Annotated in this window: 13 protein-coding genes; 9 read left to right on the top strand and 4 right to left on the bottom strand. The window is 50.6% G+C overall.

What is annotated here, in order from left to right; all coding sequences use genetic code 11:
- The first annotated feature begins 548 nt into the window (after positions 1 to 548).
- Positions 549 to 956: a hypothetical protein gene (locus tag L691_RS0122550; protein WP_198023095.1), complete on the top strand. Its 408-nt coding sequence runs from the start codon at positions 549 to 551 to the stop codon at positions 954 to 956.
- A 100-nt stretch (positions 957 to 1,056) separates the two neighbouring features.
- Here L691_RS0122550 and L691_RS0122545 read toward each other — a convergent pair whose 3' ends face one another.
- Complete coding sequence (locus L691_RS0122545; protein ID WP_025692560.1) at positions 1,057 to 2,121, bottom strand: iron-containing alcohol dehydrogenase family protein; 1,065 nt, start codon at positions 2,119 to 2,121, stop codon at positions 1,057 to 1,059.
- A complete protein-coding gene (locus L691_RS0122540; RefSeq protein WP_025692559.1) occupies positions 2,118 to 2,771 on the bottom strand; it encodes an MtnX-like HAD-IB family phosphatase in 654 nt (217 codons plus the stop codon). The genes L691_RS0122545 and L691_RS0122540 overlap by 4 nt, the downstream gene beginning before the upstream one ends.
- Positions 2,772 to 2,937: 166 nt before the next feature.
- Here L691_RS0122540 and L691_RS0122535 point away from each other — a divergent pair, with 166 nt between their 5' ends.
- Genes L691_RS0122535 through eutC form a run of 3 tightly spaced genes read left to right on the top strand, consistent with a single transcriptional unit; the run spans position 2,938 to position 6,510 of the window.
- Positions 2,938 to 4,383 carry an ethanolamine ammonia-lyase reactivating factor EutA gene (locus L691_RS0122535; protein WP_025692558.1) on the top strand — a complete coding sequence of 482 codons (1,446 nt, stop codon included), beginning with the start codon at positions 2,938 to 2,940 and terminating at the stop codon, positions 4,381 to 4,383.
- A gap of 38 nt (positions 4,384 to 4,421) precedes the next feature.
- Positions 4,422 to 5,786: an ethanolamine ammonia-lyase subunit EutB gene (locus tag L691_RS0122530; RefSeq protein ID WP_025692557.1), complete on the top strand. Its 1,365-nt coding sequence runs from the start codon at positions 4,422 to 4,424 to the stop codon at positions 5,784 to 5,786.
- A 22-nt stretch (positions 5,787 to 5,808) separates the two neighbouring features.
- Positions 5,809 to 6,510, top strand: coding sequence for an ethanolamine ammonia-lyase subunit EutC (eutC, locus tag L691_RS0122525; RefSeq protein ID WP_025692556.1), 702 nt, complete (start codon positions 5,809 to 5,811; stop codon positions 6,508 to 6,510).
- Between the two features lie 39 nt (positions 6,511 to 6,549).
- Here eutC and L691_RS0122520 read toward each other — a convergent pair whose 3' ends face one another.
- The gene (locus L691_RS0122520; protein ID WP_025692555.1) at positions 6,550 to 7,392 is read right to left on the bottom strand and encodes a nitroreductase family protein; all 843 of its coding nucleotides are present in this window, start codon (positions 7,390 to 7,392) and stop codon (positions 6,550 to 6,552) included.
- Positions 7,393 to 7,534: 142 nt separating this feature from the next.
- Between L691_RS0122520 and L691_RS0122515 the strand changes: the two genes are divergently transcribed.
- Entirely contained in the window at positions 7,535 to 8,401 is an 867-nt protein-coding gene (locus L691_RS0122515; protein ID WP_025692554.1) for a LysR family transcriptional regulator, read from the top strand.
- A gap of 225 nt (positions 8,402 to 8,626) precedes the next feature.
- Here L691_RS0122515 and L691_RS0122505 read toward each other — a convergent pair whose 3' ends face one another.
- Positions 8,627 to 8,989, bottom strand: coding sequence for a hypothetical protein (locus L691_RS0122505; protein ID WP_025692553.1), 363 nt, complete (start codon positions 8,987 to 8,989; stop codon positions 8,627 to 8,629).
- 307 nt (positions 8,990 to 9,296) lie between these two features.
- Here L691_RS0122505 and L691_RS0122500 point away from each other — a divergent pair, with 307 nt between their 5' ends.
- The 4 genes from L691_RS0122500 to rlmD all read left to right on the top strand — a co-directional run.
- Entirely contained in the window at positions 9,297 to 10,037 is a 741-nt protein-coding gene (locus L691_RS0122500; protein ID WP_025692552.1) for a FadR/GntR family transcriptional regulator, read from the top strand.
- Positions 10,038 to 10,407: 370 nt separating this feature from the next.
- Positions 10,408 to 10,986, top strand: a complete 579-nt coding sequence (locus L691_RS0122495; RefSeq protein ID WP_025692551.1) for a class I SAM-dependent methyltransferase — start codon at positions 10,408 to 10,410, stop codon at positions 10,984 to 10,986.
- 144 nt (positions 10,987 to 11,130) lie between these two features.
- Positions 11,131 to 12,147 (top strand): HD-GYP domain-containing protein, encoded by a 1,017-nt coding sequence (locus L691_RS0122490; RefSeq protein ID WP_025692550.1) that lies wholly within the window; start codon positions 11,131 to 11,133, stop codon positions 12,145 to 12,147.
- Positions 12,148 to 12,361: 214 nt separating this feature from the next.
- The coding region (rlmD, locus tag L691_RS0122485; RefSeq protein WP_025692549.1) for a 23S rRNA (uracil(1939)-C(5))-methyltransferase RlmD at positions 12,362 to 13,087 on the top strand (726 nt) is incomplete at its 3' end.

Here is a 13,087-nt window from a genome sequence, read left to right as displayed (position 1 = left end):
GGCTGTTGCTGCGGCGGTTGGTCCCGCAGTTGCTCCAGCCGCTTCCTTGTTCCCCGTGTTGTTGCCCGCATTCCCGCTGCCGCATCCCGCGATAACGAGCAGGACAGAGAGAACGAGCATAAGAGCCGGTAATACTTTCTTTTTCATTCTTTTAACCCCCAGTTTTAAATCTCTTTATTAAGATGAAAAAAAGAACCAAACAATAAAAGAGAGAGTAATGGACGAAATGGGAAGTGAAGGAGCGTGAGCTTGGCCTTAATTCTCTGGTCTTCAAATCTGATTTCGCGGTTACATTCCCGGTCTCCAGTGTTATCCTCTTTAGTTCATCACATTAAGTATAGCATTAACCTTAATTGATTGTGAAGTATTTCACAATTATGTTGAAGGATGTCCTTGATAATGTCACAGTACAAAGTTCAATTCGGTGTGAACTGGAGTTTCGATGATAGAGGATACTTTAAGCTCGACTCCGGTAACATTCATATACATAATGACGCTGGTTAGCTATGATAGGAATTAATTTAATCAGCAGGGGGAGATTTATGAGTATGGCTATAGAGAAAAATGAGTTTGATTCAGAATTTAGTCATGTGAAATATATGTCGGAAGACAATATAGTATTTCTTACATGGAAAAAGTTCTGCTGCTATGATGACTATAGAACCCCAACAACATTTGCTCTGGAACTGCTTAAGAAATACCCAAACAGTAATTTTGTTGTAGATGCGAGAAACGGATTTGAAGATGAACCAGAAGATGTAGAATGGGGATTTTCTGTATTGCTTCCGGCTATGGCAAATACAGATTGTAAAAATGTTGTATTCATCATGAATGAAGTAAACGAAATAAAAGAAGAAATGGATATGTGGACGAAAGAATTCATGAAGTATTTTACGGTGAAGAGAGTTAAAAGTTATGAAGATGCGGTCAAGTTTGGCTTGAACGCCAGTAAATAGCGATAATCCAAAAAAGAAGACGCTCGGAGCCGTTTAGCCCAGCGTCTTTTTGCATCAGATCCGCTCAAAAAAGGAACGACTTCTGCGTCGGATTGCCCAATCAACTCAAAATCCGCCCCAGCGTCTCATCGCTGCGAAGCAGCTGCAGCGCCTTCTCACGCATCTCCGGCAGATGCAGATACGTCCGGCGGGACGGCTTGATCGATGGGGCCAAGTCAATCGCCCGTGCAAAATCCTCCCGCTTCATCCCGAGCGCCCCGACGAAATCGAAGAATCCGGTTTCACCGAGGAATTTGCGAACCCGCTCCACCCGATGCTCCTGTACGAGACACATCAGGTATGAGGCTACTCCGACCTGAATTCCATGAAGCTGCGGCCGCTCCACAAGCTGGTCCAGAGCATGGGAAATCAGGTGCTCGCTGCCGCTTGCGGGCGCGCTGCTTCCGGCAATCTCCATGGCAATCCCGGAAAGCGTAAGGGAATCCACAATCTCTTTAATAAAAAAGAACTCGCGAATATCGGTGTAGGGCATGCGCACAATGCTGTTCACCGATTTTTTGGCCATCATAACGGCAAAGTCGTTCACGCGGGTAGCGCCAAGCGATTCTTCGAACCGCCAGTCGAAGATCGCCGGGATTTTGGAGAGGATGTCTCCCAGTCCGCTGTAAAGGAACTGAACCGGCGAATTCCGGACAAGTCCGAGATCGACCAAAATGCCGTAAGGCATCCGGGCGGGAACCGACGTGCGGCGGCCCCCCACATAAAGGGAGCAGCCGGAGCTGGCAAAGCCGTCGTGGGCGACCGAGGTCGGTACGCTAATAAACGGCAGACCGTTTAAAAACGCGATATATTTTGCAATATCCAGCGCCTTTCCCCCGCCGATCCCGACAATGGCTTCTGTGCGAGCCGGAAGGGTAAAGGCAATATTGGCAATAGATTCGAGGCTGTTATCCAGGACATCCCGGTTGTCCAGTATTTCAATCTGCGCTTGCTCCGTCAACGATTGCACGATTTGCGGCTCGCATAAAGGGCGAATGCCTTCGCCAAAGCAGAGCACAATGCGCGAGAACCCGGCCTTGCCGAGCAGCTCCCCGAAATGGGAAAGCACCTGGTCACCAACCTCCAGAAGCGCAGGGATTGCTACTTCGTGGGCTTGGCGCTTCATTTCGGCCACCCGTTTTCGTTCAGATACCCGGAAATGGTATGATAATTGTCAACCGGCACATAATTGACTCCATCCCGCGTCAGCAGATCGCGCAGCTCGCCACGCGCAAAAGCAATGTCGGCCGCTTTGGCCGCTTCCAGGTCCGGCTCGCTGTCCCCGGCAAAAAGCACCGTCCGGTAGCGCCTCCGGATATCCTCCAGCACCTTGCGTTTATCCAGCCCGAAAACCTTCGAGAAAAATGGGTTTGCGGTGTCTGGAGTGATCCGCAGCGCGCCGTTCTCATGAACGGCCGGCATGGAAATGACCGTTACATTCGGGATTTCCAGCGCCTGCATGAGCCGTTCGATATACCAGGATGTACCCGCGCTTACAATATAAAAGTCTCCCCCGCGCGCCTGAACCTCATGGACAAAATCAACCGCCCCCGGAGTGAGCGGGATTTTACGGATCTCATCCAATAGCTGCTCTTCGGTAAGATTAAGCTTACCAAAGATAATGTTAAGAAACTCCACGTCGATCTTCTTTGTTTTCTTCCAGTCCTGGTAAAATTGATGTCCCCATTCCGGAAAAAATCGGTCAATCATCAAATGATAAAAATCCCGCTCCGAAAGCGTGCCGTCAAAGTCGGAAAGAAACGCAAATGGTTTCAATTTTTAGACCCCCCAAGAATAAGAGTATTTCATATTTAAGATTACCATACTTTTCTTTATTATTTATAATGGATACCTATTTCTGATCGTAATCTGTATACAAGCCGGTTTCAAGATGGCGTGTCTAATTTTTGGGGTAAGTTATAGTGAGAGAAGGGCAGTAGATATGGATGAGCTGTCGTTTACAAGTGTCGGGATCGACATCGGGACCAGCACGACGAAACTGATTGTCAGCAGGCTTCGGCTGGGGCGGGTATCAGGGGCCTTGCATTTACCGCGCTATGAAATTATAGAACGGGAGCTGCACTATGCAAGCCCCATTTACTCCACGCCGCTGCTGTCCCAGGATGAAATCGACATGGATGAAGTTGCCCGGATTTTGCGGCATGAATACGATCATATCGGTTTGAGCTTATCCGAGGTCAAATCGGGAGCCGTCATCATCACCGGAGAAACGGCAACCAAGACGAATGCCCGGCGAGTGGTGCATTACCTGGCGGAGCGTTCCGGGGACTTTGTCGTAGCTGCCGCCGGAGCGGATCTGGAAGGGCTGCTGGCCGGGAAAGGGTCTGGTGCCGAACAGCGCTCCACGGAATTTCCGGGAGTTGTGGCGAATGTCGATATCGGGGGCGGTACGGCGAATGTCGCTTATTTTCGGGAAGGGAAAGCGATCGGTACCGTCACCTTCCATGTCGGGGGCCGGTTGATCCGGCTGGATGAGCAGGGCCTCGTTCATTCGGTTTCTCAGCATTTGCAGAAGTGGCTGCTGGAACGCCGGATTCCGCTGGCGGAAGGCAGCAAGACGACGCCGGATCAGCTCAAATCGATTGCTTCCGCGATGTGCGGCGAAATGCTGGATTATTTGTCCAAGGAGGCCGTTGATCCATCTTTTCGGCATCTGATCGCCGGATCGCCGCCCCCCGGGCCTTTGCCCGAGATTGACGAGCTCATGATTTCCGGCGGGATCAGCACCTTAATGGCGGACCGGGAAGTCCCGGAATCCATGGCCGCCATTGCCAGATATGGGGACATCGGACCGCTTCTGGCCAGCTCGCTGCGACAGCAAGCGGATAAATGGCCGTTCCGGATCGTTACTTCCGGCCAAACCGTGCAGGCGACCGTCATCGGAGCCGGTATGCAAAGCGTGGAAATCAGCGGCTCCACCGTGCATATCGATCCGGCGGTGCTCCCGCTCCGCAATCTTCCGGTCCTCCATCTGGAATACACCGGGATAAGGCCCGAGGATTGGAGACAGGCAGCCGATGAGGCCATGCTGGAGGCCGCAAAGTACGCTCTGCCGGAAGCTGAGGCTCCTTGCGCCATCGCTTTAAGCGGAGCCGTCATTCATTCGTACTCTACTTTGCAGATGGTGGCCCAAGCGCTGCTGGATACGTTCACCGGTCATTTTCCCGACGCGAAAATAATGGTTGTTGTCTGTGAGCATGATATGGCCAAGGCGCTTGGGCAGGCTTTGTCGATTCGCTGCGGGAAGTGCCTGAACATCGTGTGTATCGATCAAATCCGGGTGGAGCGCGGCGACTACATTGATATCGGGGAACCGCTGCCCGGCTTTCTCGTTCCTGTTGTGATCAAGACGTTGGCATTTTCATAACCGATAGCACATAACCGATACGGAAGGGAGATGACCGGATGATCAAGAGCATGACAATGCTCGGGCACACCTACCATTTTAACAGTCTCAAAGAAATTCTGGCCAAAGCGAATGAGGAAAAGTCAGGGGATCAGTTGGCTGGAATCGGAGCAGCGGATGCCCGTGAACGGATCGCCGCCAAGTTTGTGCTGGCCGACCTGACGCTGAGTGAGATAAGGAATGATCCGCTGCTGCCGCCCGAAGAAGATGAAGTATCACGGGTGATTGAAGAGGCGATCGACGAGACGGTGTATAACGGGATTCGGAACTGGAGCATCGCCGAGCTTCGCGAGTATATTTTATCCCATAAGGCCGGGCCGGATGAGCTGAAGCGAATCGGTTCCGGCATGACCAGTGAAATGATTGCCGCCGTCGCCAAAGTGATGTCCAATATCGATTTGATTACGGCGGCTTCCCAAATCCGCACGGTTACCCGGTGCAACACTGAAATCGGGCAGCGGGGCGTGCTGGCCACAAGGGCGCAGCCGAATCATCCTTCGGACAGCATCCCCGGCATTTTGGCCGCTACGTACGAAGCTCTCAGCTATGGCGTCGGCGATGCGGTCATCGGGATTAATCCGGTGATTGATTCGGCGGAGAGCGTTCGGGCGATTTTATCAGCAACCAAAGAAATGATGGACCGGTGGAGCATCCCGACCCAGAATTGCGTTCTTGCGCATGTAACGACCCAAATGAGAGCGCTCGAACAAGGGGCCCCGATGGATTTGTTATTTCAAAGCTTGGCCGGAACCGAACAGGGCAATAAAGGCTTCGGCGTAAATATACGGCTGCTGGACGAAGCGGATGGATTGATGCGGCTCCAGGGCGCTTCGCAGGGGCCGAATCAGTGGTATTTTGAAACGGGGCAAGGCTCGGAGCTTTCCTCGTACGCTCATTTCGGGATTGACCAATTGACGCTCGAATCGAGATGCTACGGGCTGGCCCGCAAATACAAACCGTTCCTCGTCAACACCGTCGTCGGTTTTATCGGACCGGAATATCTGTACGACAGCAAGCAGGTCATTCGTGCCGGATTGGAAGACCATTTTATGGGCAAAATGCACGGGCTTCCGATGGGCGTGGACGTATGCTATACGAACCACATGATGGCGGAGCAGAATGATATGGAGAACCTTGGCGTGCTGCTGACGTCGGCGGGCGTTAACTTCCTCATCGGCGTGCCGATGGCGGATGATTGTATGCTTAATTACCAGTCGCTCAGCTTTCACGATCTCGCCGCCCTGCGGGAAACCTTTGGTTTGCGGCCTGCTCCGGCGTTCGAGCAATGGCTGGTTAAGATGGGGATTATGGAAAATGGCAAGCTGACGGATGCGGCTGGCGATCCGACCCTTTTCATGGGATAAATTACACTTGTGGAGGTGCAGCATGGAAGATCGTGAGAAACTGGAGGCGCTACAAAAGAGTACTCCGGCGCGCATCGGGGTAGGGCGTGCGGGAACCAGGCCGCTAACCCATACGATGCTGCAATTCCGGAGAGATCACGCCGCCGCTGTAGACGCCGTTTACGGGGAAGTGGATGAATCGATCCTGCAGCAGCTCGGATTGTTTACAGTGGAGACCTGTTACGGGAACAAGGAAACCTATTTGAAACGCCCGGATCTCGGACGCATCATTACAGATGAGGGCATAGCGGTTATTTGCGAAAGATGCGTCCAGCAGCCGCAAATTCAGATTGTCGTGTCGGACGGTCTTAGCGCCGATGCGATCACCGCGAACATCCTCGATGTGTATCCTGCCCTGCTCGATTCCTTGCGAGTCAATGATCTGAACCCGGGAACCTCATTTTATGTAAAAGGGGGAAGAGTCGCCTGCATGGACCACATCGGAGAGGTGCTGCAGCCAGATGCGCTCGTGCTCCTGATCGGAGAACGGCCCGGGCTTGTAACCGCCCAATCCATGAGCGCTTATATGTGCTACAAGCCCCGCAAGGGTACGATCGAGTCCGACCGGAACGTCATCTCCAACATCCACCCAGGCGGGACGCCTCCGCTGGAGGCGGCGGCGCATATCGGCACGATGCTCAAAAGGATGCTGGAGCGTCAGACGAGCGGCACGAACTTTTTCTAAAAGAGATCAACATCTGGGCTTCGATTACCCGGTCAAAGCTTAGTTTGCGGGCGCAACCAGCGGAATATTTCCAGCATCCGACTCATAAAAACTAACTTCCAGCGGGTTTCTTTCCACTAATCTTGGATAACGGTACTTTGGGTAGCCTACCATAACGGCGCCTGTTATTTTCTTTCCTTCAGGAATATCGAATAATTTCAGCATAGGGGAATGATCCTTGAGCGCAATCTTCTCAAATATTCCAGCCCAACATGAACCTAATCCGAGCGTTGGCGCATACAGCTCCAAATAGGCCAAGGAAAGAATAGAGTTTTCTCTGCCTCTTGGGAAATTCTTATCAGCAATGGCCAGAACAAGAGTGGGGGCTCCCCGTAAAATCGTGTCGATGCCTTGCTCATGATAAGGCTGAAAAAAGTTATCCCGTCCCTGACTGAGCTGGGCATCACTTTCCAAGCCTTCCACTGCAATGGCAACAGCCCGGTTAATGACATCCTTATTGTCTATTATTTTATAGGACACGCCCTGCAGATTGCTTCCTGTAGGAGCATAATGCGCAATATTAACAAGCTGTATTAGCTGTTCTCTTGGAACGGGAGCGGCTTTATAAGTTCGGATGGAACGTCTTGTACGAAGGAAGTTTTCCGCCTCCTCCGGGCTTAATTTTGGCAGCTTTTTTGAACTCGTTTGATCAACAAGCGGTGTTTTCTTGTTATCAATAGCTTCTCTCGGACAGACCGCTACACAATGGCCGCAGGCAATACAGTTTTGCGGAAAAACCTCTTCCGGACCATTTTCTCCAAGCTTCAATGCCTGTTCCGGACACTCGCTTATACAAATCCCGCACTTCGCACATTTCGCTTGATCTACCGTTATCAAATTCATGTTTAATCCTCCCCGATCGTCTTATGGCTAATAATGGCTGCATCTTCACGTTCTCACTTGTCGTTTGCTCTGATTCGATGATACAATACATTCAGATATAAATAAAATGAATATTAATCATAGGAGGCATATCAAAACTGTTATGAATGACGCACAATTGCAGTTAATCGTCAAAATTGCGGATACGGGAAGTTTTACTAGAGCCGGACAGGAGCTGAATATGACACAGCCTGCCGTAAGCCGTGCCATATCCTCGCTTGAAGCTGAGCTTGGTGTGATCCTGTTCATTCGTAACCGTCGTAATGGGGCAATGCTTACGGACATCGGGAAGCGTGTTCTCCGGATTTTCAGGGAGATTTTGCAAGGGTTTGAGAAAGTTGATCAGGAGATTGCCAAGGAAAAAGGACTGGAAGTAGGGGCTATTCGAATCGGAGCATTTCCGGTAGCCTCCGCCCATTTTATTCCTAAGATTATCCGCTGCATTTCTGAAAAATATCCGAATATTGAATTTTCGATCCATGAAGGGACCATAGCGGAAATTAAGGAGTGGCTGGAAACCCGTTTCATTGATGTGGGACTGCTTATTCCACCGGTTCAGGACTTCGAGACGTTTCCGTTATACCGGGAAAAAATGTTCGCCGTCCTAAGAGACGACCACCCATTATTTAAACAGTCCGTAATACGGGTACAGGATTTGCAGGACGAACCGATGATTATATGCAGAGCAGGCTTCGAACCGCCTGTTATCGATTGGTTCAATAAAGCCGGCATGAGCCCCTTAGAAAAATTTGTGGTCTATAACTACAATACAGGGTTAAACATGGTTCAAGAAGGACTGGGAATGGCGATCATGTCCGAGCTGTCATTGTCCAATCTGCCGCCAAATGTCGGCGCTCGCGAAATTGATCCGCCAGGATACCGGGATATTCATATCGCGGTTCACTCGTTAGAGGAATCGTCAATCGCTGTAAAATTATTTATTGAGACCGCACTTCAGTTATTTGCTTAACTGATATGGTATTCCATTAATCTGGATAAATCACCCCTACAAGGCACATGTTATTAACAGTAAATGTTGTATACAGAGGTGCTACTGATGATGACCTGGCGATGCGCTATCCATGTCCGTCTCCGCCGCCGTGGGCGTGCTTCTGATCGCGGGCATCGAGGTACCAAGCTTTATCCTCCCGTACAAAATCGTATTTGAATCCATCGGGAAATCGATTTTGGCCCGTTAATGATTGACAAGCTTTGCTTTGATCGAATCAATCGCAAGCAGCAGAAGAGGAAGCAGGCTTTGCATAAAGAGAGCCAGAATCGGATAAGTGAACGTAATCCAGAGTTGGAACTCCGCAGCATTTTTGAAAATCCAGACGGAACCGACAGAGGATAACACCGTGATCGGAAGAACGGTTTTCGCCATGGCCACACCGACATCGACAATGGTATACGTCGGTTTAGCGGATGGAACGGGCTGCTGCTCCCCGGCCGGAGTATTGTCCGCCGCCGTGTTCGTTCCACTCCCGCAGCCGTAGAGCGGAAGCATCAACATAAGCATACACAGCAATAGAGTTAATAAGATTCGCCTGTTTTTCATCACATTTCCCCCTGATTCTAAAAGCGTCTTGAAACATCATTTGATATGTTTCGACAATGTTAGTGACCATTATAAAAGAGCGATATTTATAAATCAATGAACTAAATATGTCTGAATTATATTAACTTATGCGTATATATACTAAATATAATTATTGAAATTCAAGGTGTTGTATATGCCACAAGCCGGACGATGGTTTAAGCGAATGGAAGCTTGCCCTTCTTCCTTGACCTGATAAATAGGGCAGCGGTAAAATGGTTATGCCAGTATTGGTATAACCATTTTGTTTTGCAGAGGAGCAAACCCTATGCCGCCGGTGGAGAAACAGAATATCAGAGAATACGTGATTCAGCATATTTTGCAAAAAATTGAGAACGGCGAACTGAAATCCGGCGATAAGCTGACCAATGAGCGTGAGTTGTCCGACAGGCTTGGAGTCAGCCGGGTTCCGCTGCGCGAAGCCATTTCCGCGTTGTCGACGCTGGGCATTCTGGAAGCCCGCCAGGGAGAGGGCACGTTCGTAAGCGAGTATAATCCCGGCGTGATCGGCAAGATCATCCGGACCTACCGCTTGTTCGACCGTTCACTGATCGAGGAGATTTTTGAAGCGAGGGTGCTGCTGGAGGCCGATGCGGCCAGGCTGGCCGCCATGAACCGTACGGACGAGGATTTGAACAAGATCAATGAGGCGATGAGCAGGCACGAAGAGACGGTGCGCCGGTATTCAGAGAATGAGGCAGATATCGTCACTGTGCTGGAGTATGACAATGAAGTTCATTTGGGAATCGCCGCCGCTGCTCATAACAACTTCTTTCTGCAAATCATTGATACAGTCCGTCACGCAGGGCAGAGCCGTCATATTTTCGATGGAAAATACACGGTGAACCCGCTTCACGTTGAAGAATCGGTTGCTTATCACGGAAGCATTGTCCGTGCTATCGAGCAGCGGGATAGCGAAGCCGCCTACCTGGCGATGAGAGAGCATATTCTGCACATTCGGGCTGCTTTGGACGTAGACAAGCTAAAGGAGGATTTCGACGGTACCTAAAAGCGATACTTGTATCGCTACTTGGGCTATCTTGAAATGATCACATCCATCATGAAGAATCGGTGATTTAACTTAAATTCCGGGTAAGCCTAACCGGCAGGCTCGGGTTTTTTGTATACTTGCTGCTTGGTTCCATTGCTCTCATCTTCACTGCGATTTCAATCTTTACATTATCCGGCAAAAAGATGGTTCTTGTGAAAAATGTAAGCGCTCAAGAGGCGAGCTGAATATAGCAGTCATCAAGTTAAATACTGAGGTATAATGGAAGGACCTGGACAGCTTATTGTTCGGGTCCTTAATTTAGTTTTCTACGGCAACCGATATAAAATGTATAACCCGATTAGAAAGCCATAACTAACAGAGGTGCGGTATGAACAATCATCAAGCGGAACGCGCCGGGCTGGAGCGGCTGGAGTCGCAGGAACGGTTAAGTGGAATGCCCCCGGAGAGGCTGCTCAGTGTTGCGGGTCTTGAGAACGATGAAGATGTGCTGGATATTGGAGCGGGGGGAGGGTATTTTACCTTCTCCGCCGCGAAGCTAACGCAGGGGCGCGTATACGCAGTGGATTCCTCAGCTTATATGCTGGATGTGCTGCGCGGCCGCGCCAGGGAAGCGGAAAGAACCAACATCGAAGTGGCCGAAGGCACTGCGGAACATCTTCCGCTGGAAGATAGCGTTGTCGATTTAGCCATTGCGTCGCTCGTGCTGCATATTTTGAGTGCTCCCGAAGAAGGGATAAAGGAAATGCTTAGGGTGCTGAAGCCCGGCGGCAGAGGTCTGATTGTAGAGTGGCTGCATCCCCGCCCTGATGGGAAGCCCGGTCACCGCGTTCCTCTTGAGACGATGAGACATGATCTGGAGGCCGGCGGCGCACACATAATCAGCGTGGATTTTTGGGCCGATACGTATTACTCCTTAGTTTTCAGAGCGCCATTGCCCGCATCTTAAAGCAGGATACTTTATTCCTTGAACTTGGATTTTTGCAAATCGAGATATAATAGTTCCAAATAACCTTTTCGCCAGCAAGCATCAAGTTAGGCCCCGGTGACTAATCATATGTAACGTGTATAGCAGAAAACGGAGTTGATGAAGATGTCTTTTGATCAATTATTGGGTAAAAAAGCGAAGTTTGACATTGTGAACAAAAATGGGGCGGTACTAGTGCCAGCCGACTCCGTCCTCAATGAGGATATTCTCCGTTTGCTTCAGCAGCATGAGATCAATCCCTTGGATGTTCTTGTACATGCTGCGGAGGCTCATACGCCGCCGGGTAATCCCTCGAAGCTGATCCAAGAGGCCGCAGATTATTCCAAGCATTTGTTTACCCGGCTTCATTTCGACCGCAAGGTGCCCCTGATCGAGATCAAGAACGAGCTCATCCCCATTGTACGCCAGATCTCCAGACATCCCGATCTATTTGAGCTGTTCGAGTCCGTCAAAGCCAAGGATGAATACACTCATCAGCATAATATCGGGGTAGGGGTACTATCTACACTAATTGGGCAGTGGCTGAATCTGGAGGAGTCGGAGCTTGTGCTGCTGTCGCTGGCGGCCACCCTTCATGATATCGGCAAGGTCCGGATTCCGCAAGAAATTCTATTAAAGCCGGGAAAGCTGACGAAAGAAGAGCTAGAGGAAATGAAGCGGCACACTATATACGGGTACGAAATACTTAAAGGAACCGTCGGGTTAAGTCCGCGTGTCATGCTTGTCGCTTTGCAGCATCATGAACGGTTAGACGGAAGCGGGTATCCCTTGCATTTGAAAAAAGGGGAAATTGATTTTTGGAGCCAGATTGTCGCGGTTGCAGATGTGTTCCATGCAATTTCGTCCAAGCACCCGCATCAGGAGCCGATGCCTTTTTACAAGGTCGTCACCTTGATGCGCCAAGGCTCGTTTGGAGAACTGAATCCGGAAATTGTCTCGCTTCTACTGGATAAATTAATTCATGGGCTGCTGGGCAAAAAAGTTGTGCTGACGGACGGGAGTTTGGCCGAAGTGGTTCACATTAACTCAATGGACGACCTGCATCCCCTGGTTAAGATTGAGGGTTCCCTGCTTGATTTAAGCCGGAACAGAGATATTCATATCCAGCAAATCCTGAGCTAGGGAATCAAGAGTACTGTATTATATAGAAACGGCTGCCTTCACGGGAAGAGGCGCGGCCGTTTCTTTTTTGTATAGGGCGGCGGTTATCTGGCTGTACCGTGCAAGAAGAGAGCTTGTTAGAACGAGCGGTTGGTTACGTATGGCTGGCGATGGCTTTCCTTCCTGCATCATGGTATAGTGGACACGAAAAAAGCACACAGAATGGAGAACCTTCATGAATGAACGTAAGCGTCCTGCCAAGGGAAACGCATCATATAGCAGACCTCCCGGGGCCAAAGGCTCCGGGTATAAACAGCGCTCAGACCGGACACCGGCAGCGGCGAGCCGGGAGCATGCAGAAGAGCTCCGCACCGGGGACCGGATCGTTGTCACGGTGAAGCGGCTAGGCATTAACGGCGAAGGCATCGGATATTACCGGCGTAAGGCCGTGTTTATTGACGGGGCGCTGCCGGAAGAAGTCGTAAAAGCCGAGGTAACGCAGCTTCAGCCGAAGTTCATCAAGGCGCAGTTGCTGGAGGTGGAGAAGCGGTCACCCGACCGGATCGAGCCTCCCTGTCCGGTATTCGGGATCTGTGGCGGCTGTCAGATTCAGCATATTTCCTACGAAGGCCAGCTCCGGGCCAAGACGGAGCTTGTGCGCGAGGCATTTTCACGCTATGCCGGTCTGGAAGAGGTGAAGATCAAGCCGATGCTCGGAATGGAGCATCCTTGGGATTACCGCAACAAGGCCCAGCTTCAACTGAAGCGTAAGGGAAATGAGGTAATCGCCGGTCTGTACGAGGCGGGAAGCCATGATATTGTCGACATCAGCGGCTGTCCGATCCAGCACCCCAAGGTCAATAGCGCAGTGGAAAAAGTAAAATCCGTGCTGGAAGAGCTACAGATTCCGCTGCATAAGGAGAATGGCGCCAAGGACGGCGTGCGGACGATCGTGGTCCGG

The organism is Paenibacillus zanthoxyli JH29 (genome assembly GCF_000520715.1).
GTDB lineage: Bacteria > Bacillota > Bacilli > Paenibacillales > Paenibacillaceae > Paenibacillus_AQ > Paenibacillus_AQ zanthoxyli.
The sequence above is the reverse complement of the archived record's forward strand: the minus strand, read 5'-3'. Positions and strand labels throughout refer to the sequence as shown.

What these genes read in the sequence shown, in the direction of transcription:
- L691_RS0122550 (WP_198023095.1), top strand. Translation starts at nt 549, where the DNA reads ATGGCTATAGAGAAAAATGAGTTTGATTCAGAATTTAGTCATGTGAAA.
- L691_RS0122545 (WP_025692560.1), bottom strand. Translation starts at nt 2,121, where the DNA reads ATGAAGCGCCAAGCCCACGAAGTAGCAATCCCTGCGCTTCTGGAGGTT.
- L691_RS0122535 (WP_025692558.1), top strand. Translation starts at nt 2,938, where the DNA reads ATGGATGAGCTGTCGTTTACAAGTGTCGGGATCGACATCGGGACCAGC.
- L691_RS0122530 (WP_025692557.1), top strand. Translation starts at nt 4,422, where the DNA reads ATGATCAAGAGCATGACAATGCTCGGGCACACCTACCATTTTAACAGT.
- eutC (WP_025692556.1), top strand. Translation starts at nt 5,809, where the DNA reads ATGGAAGATCGTGAGAAACTGGAGGCGCTACAAAAGAGTACTCCGGCG.
- L691_RS0122520 (WP_025692555.1), bottom strand. Translation starts at nt 7,392, where the DNA reads ATGAATTTGATAACGGTAGATCAAGCGAAATGTGCGAAGTGCGGGATT.
- L691_RS0122515 (WP_025692554.1), top strand. Translation starts at nt 7,535, where the DNA reads ATGAATGACGCACAATTGCAGTTAATCGTCAAAATTGCGGATACGGGA.
- L691_RS0122505 (WP_025692553.1), bottom strand. Translation starts at nt 8,989, where the DNA reads ATGAAAAACAGGCGAATCTTATTAACTCTATTGCTGTGTATGCTTATG.
- L691_RS0122500 (WP_025692552.1), top strand. Translation starts at nt 9,297, where the DNA reads ATGCCGCCGGTGGAGAAACAGAATATCAGAGAATACGTGATTCAGCAT.
- L691_RS0122495 (WP_025692551.1), top strand. Translation starts at nt 10,408, where the DNA reads ATGAACAATCATCAAGCGGAACGCGCCGGGCTGGAGCGGCTGGAGTCG.
- L691_RS0122490 (WP_025692550.1), top strand. Translation starts at nt 11,131, where the DNA reads ATGTCTTTTGATCAATTATTGGGTAAAAAAGCGAAGTTTGACATTGTG.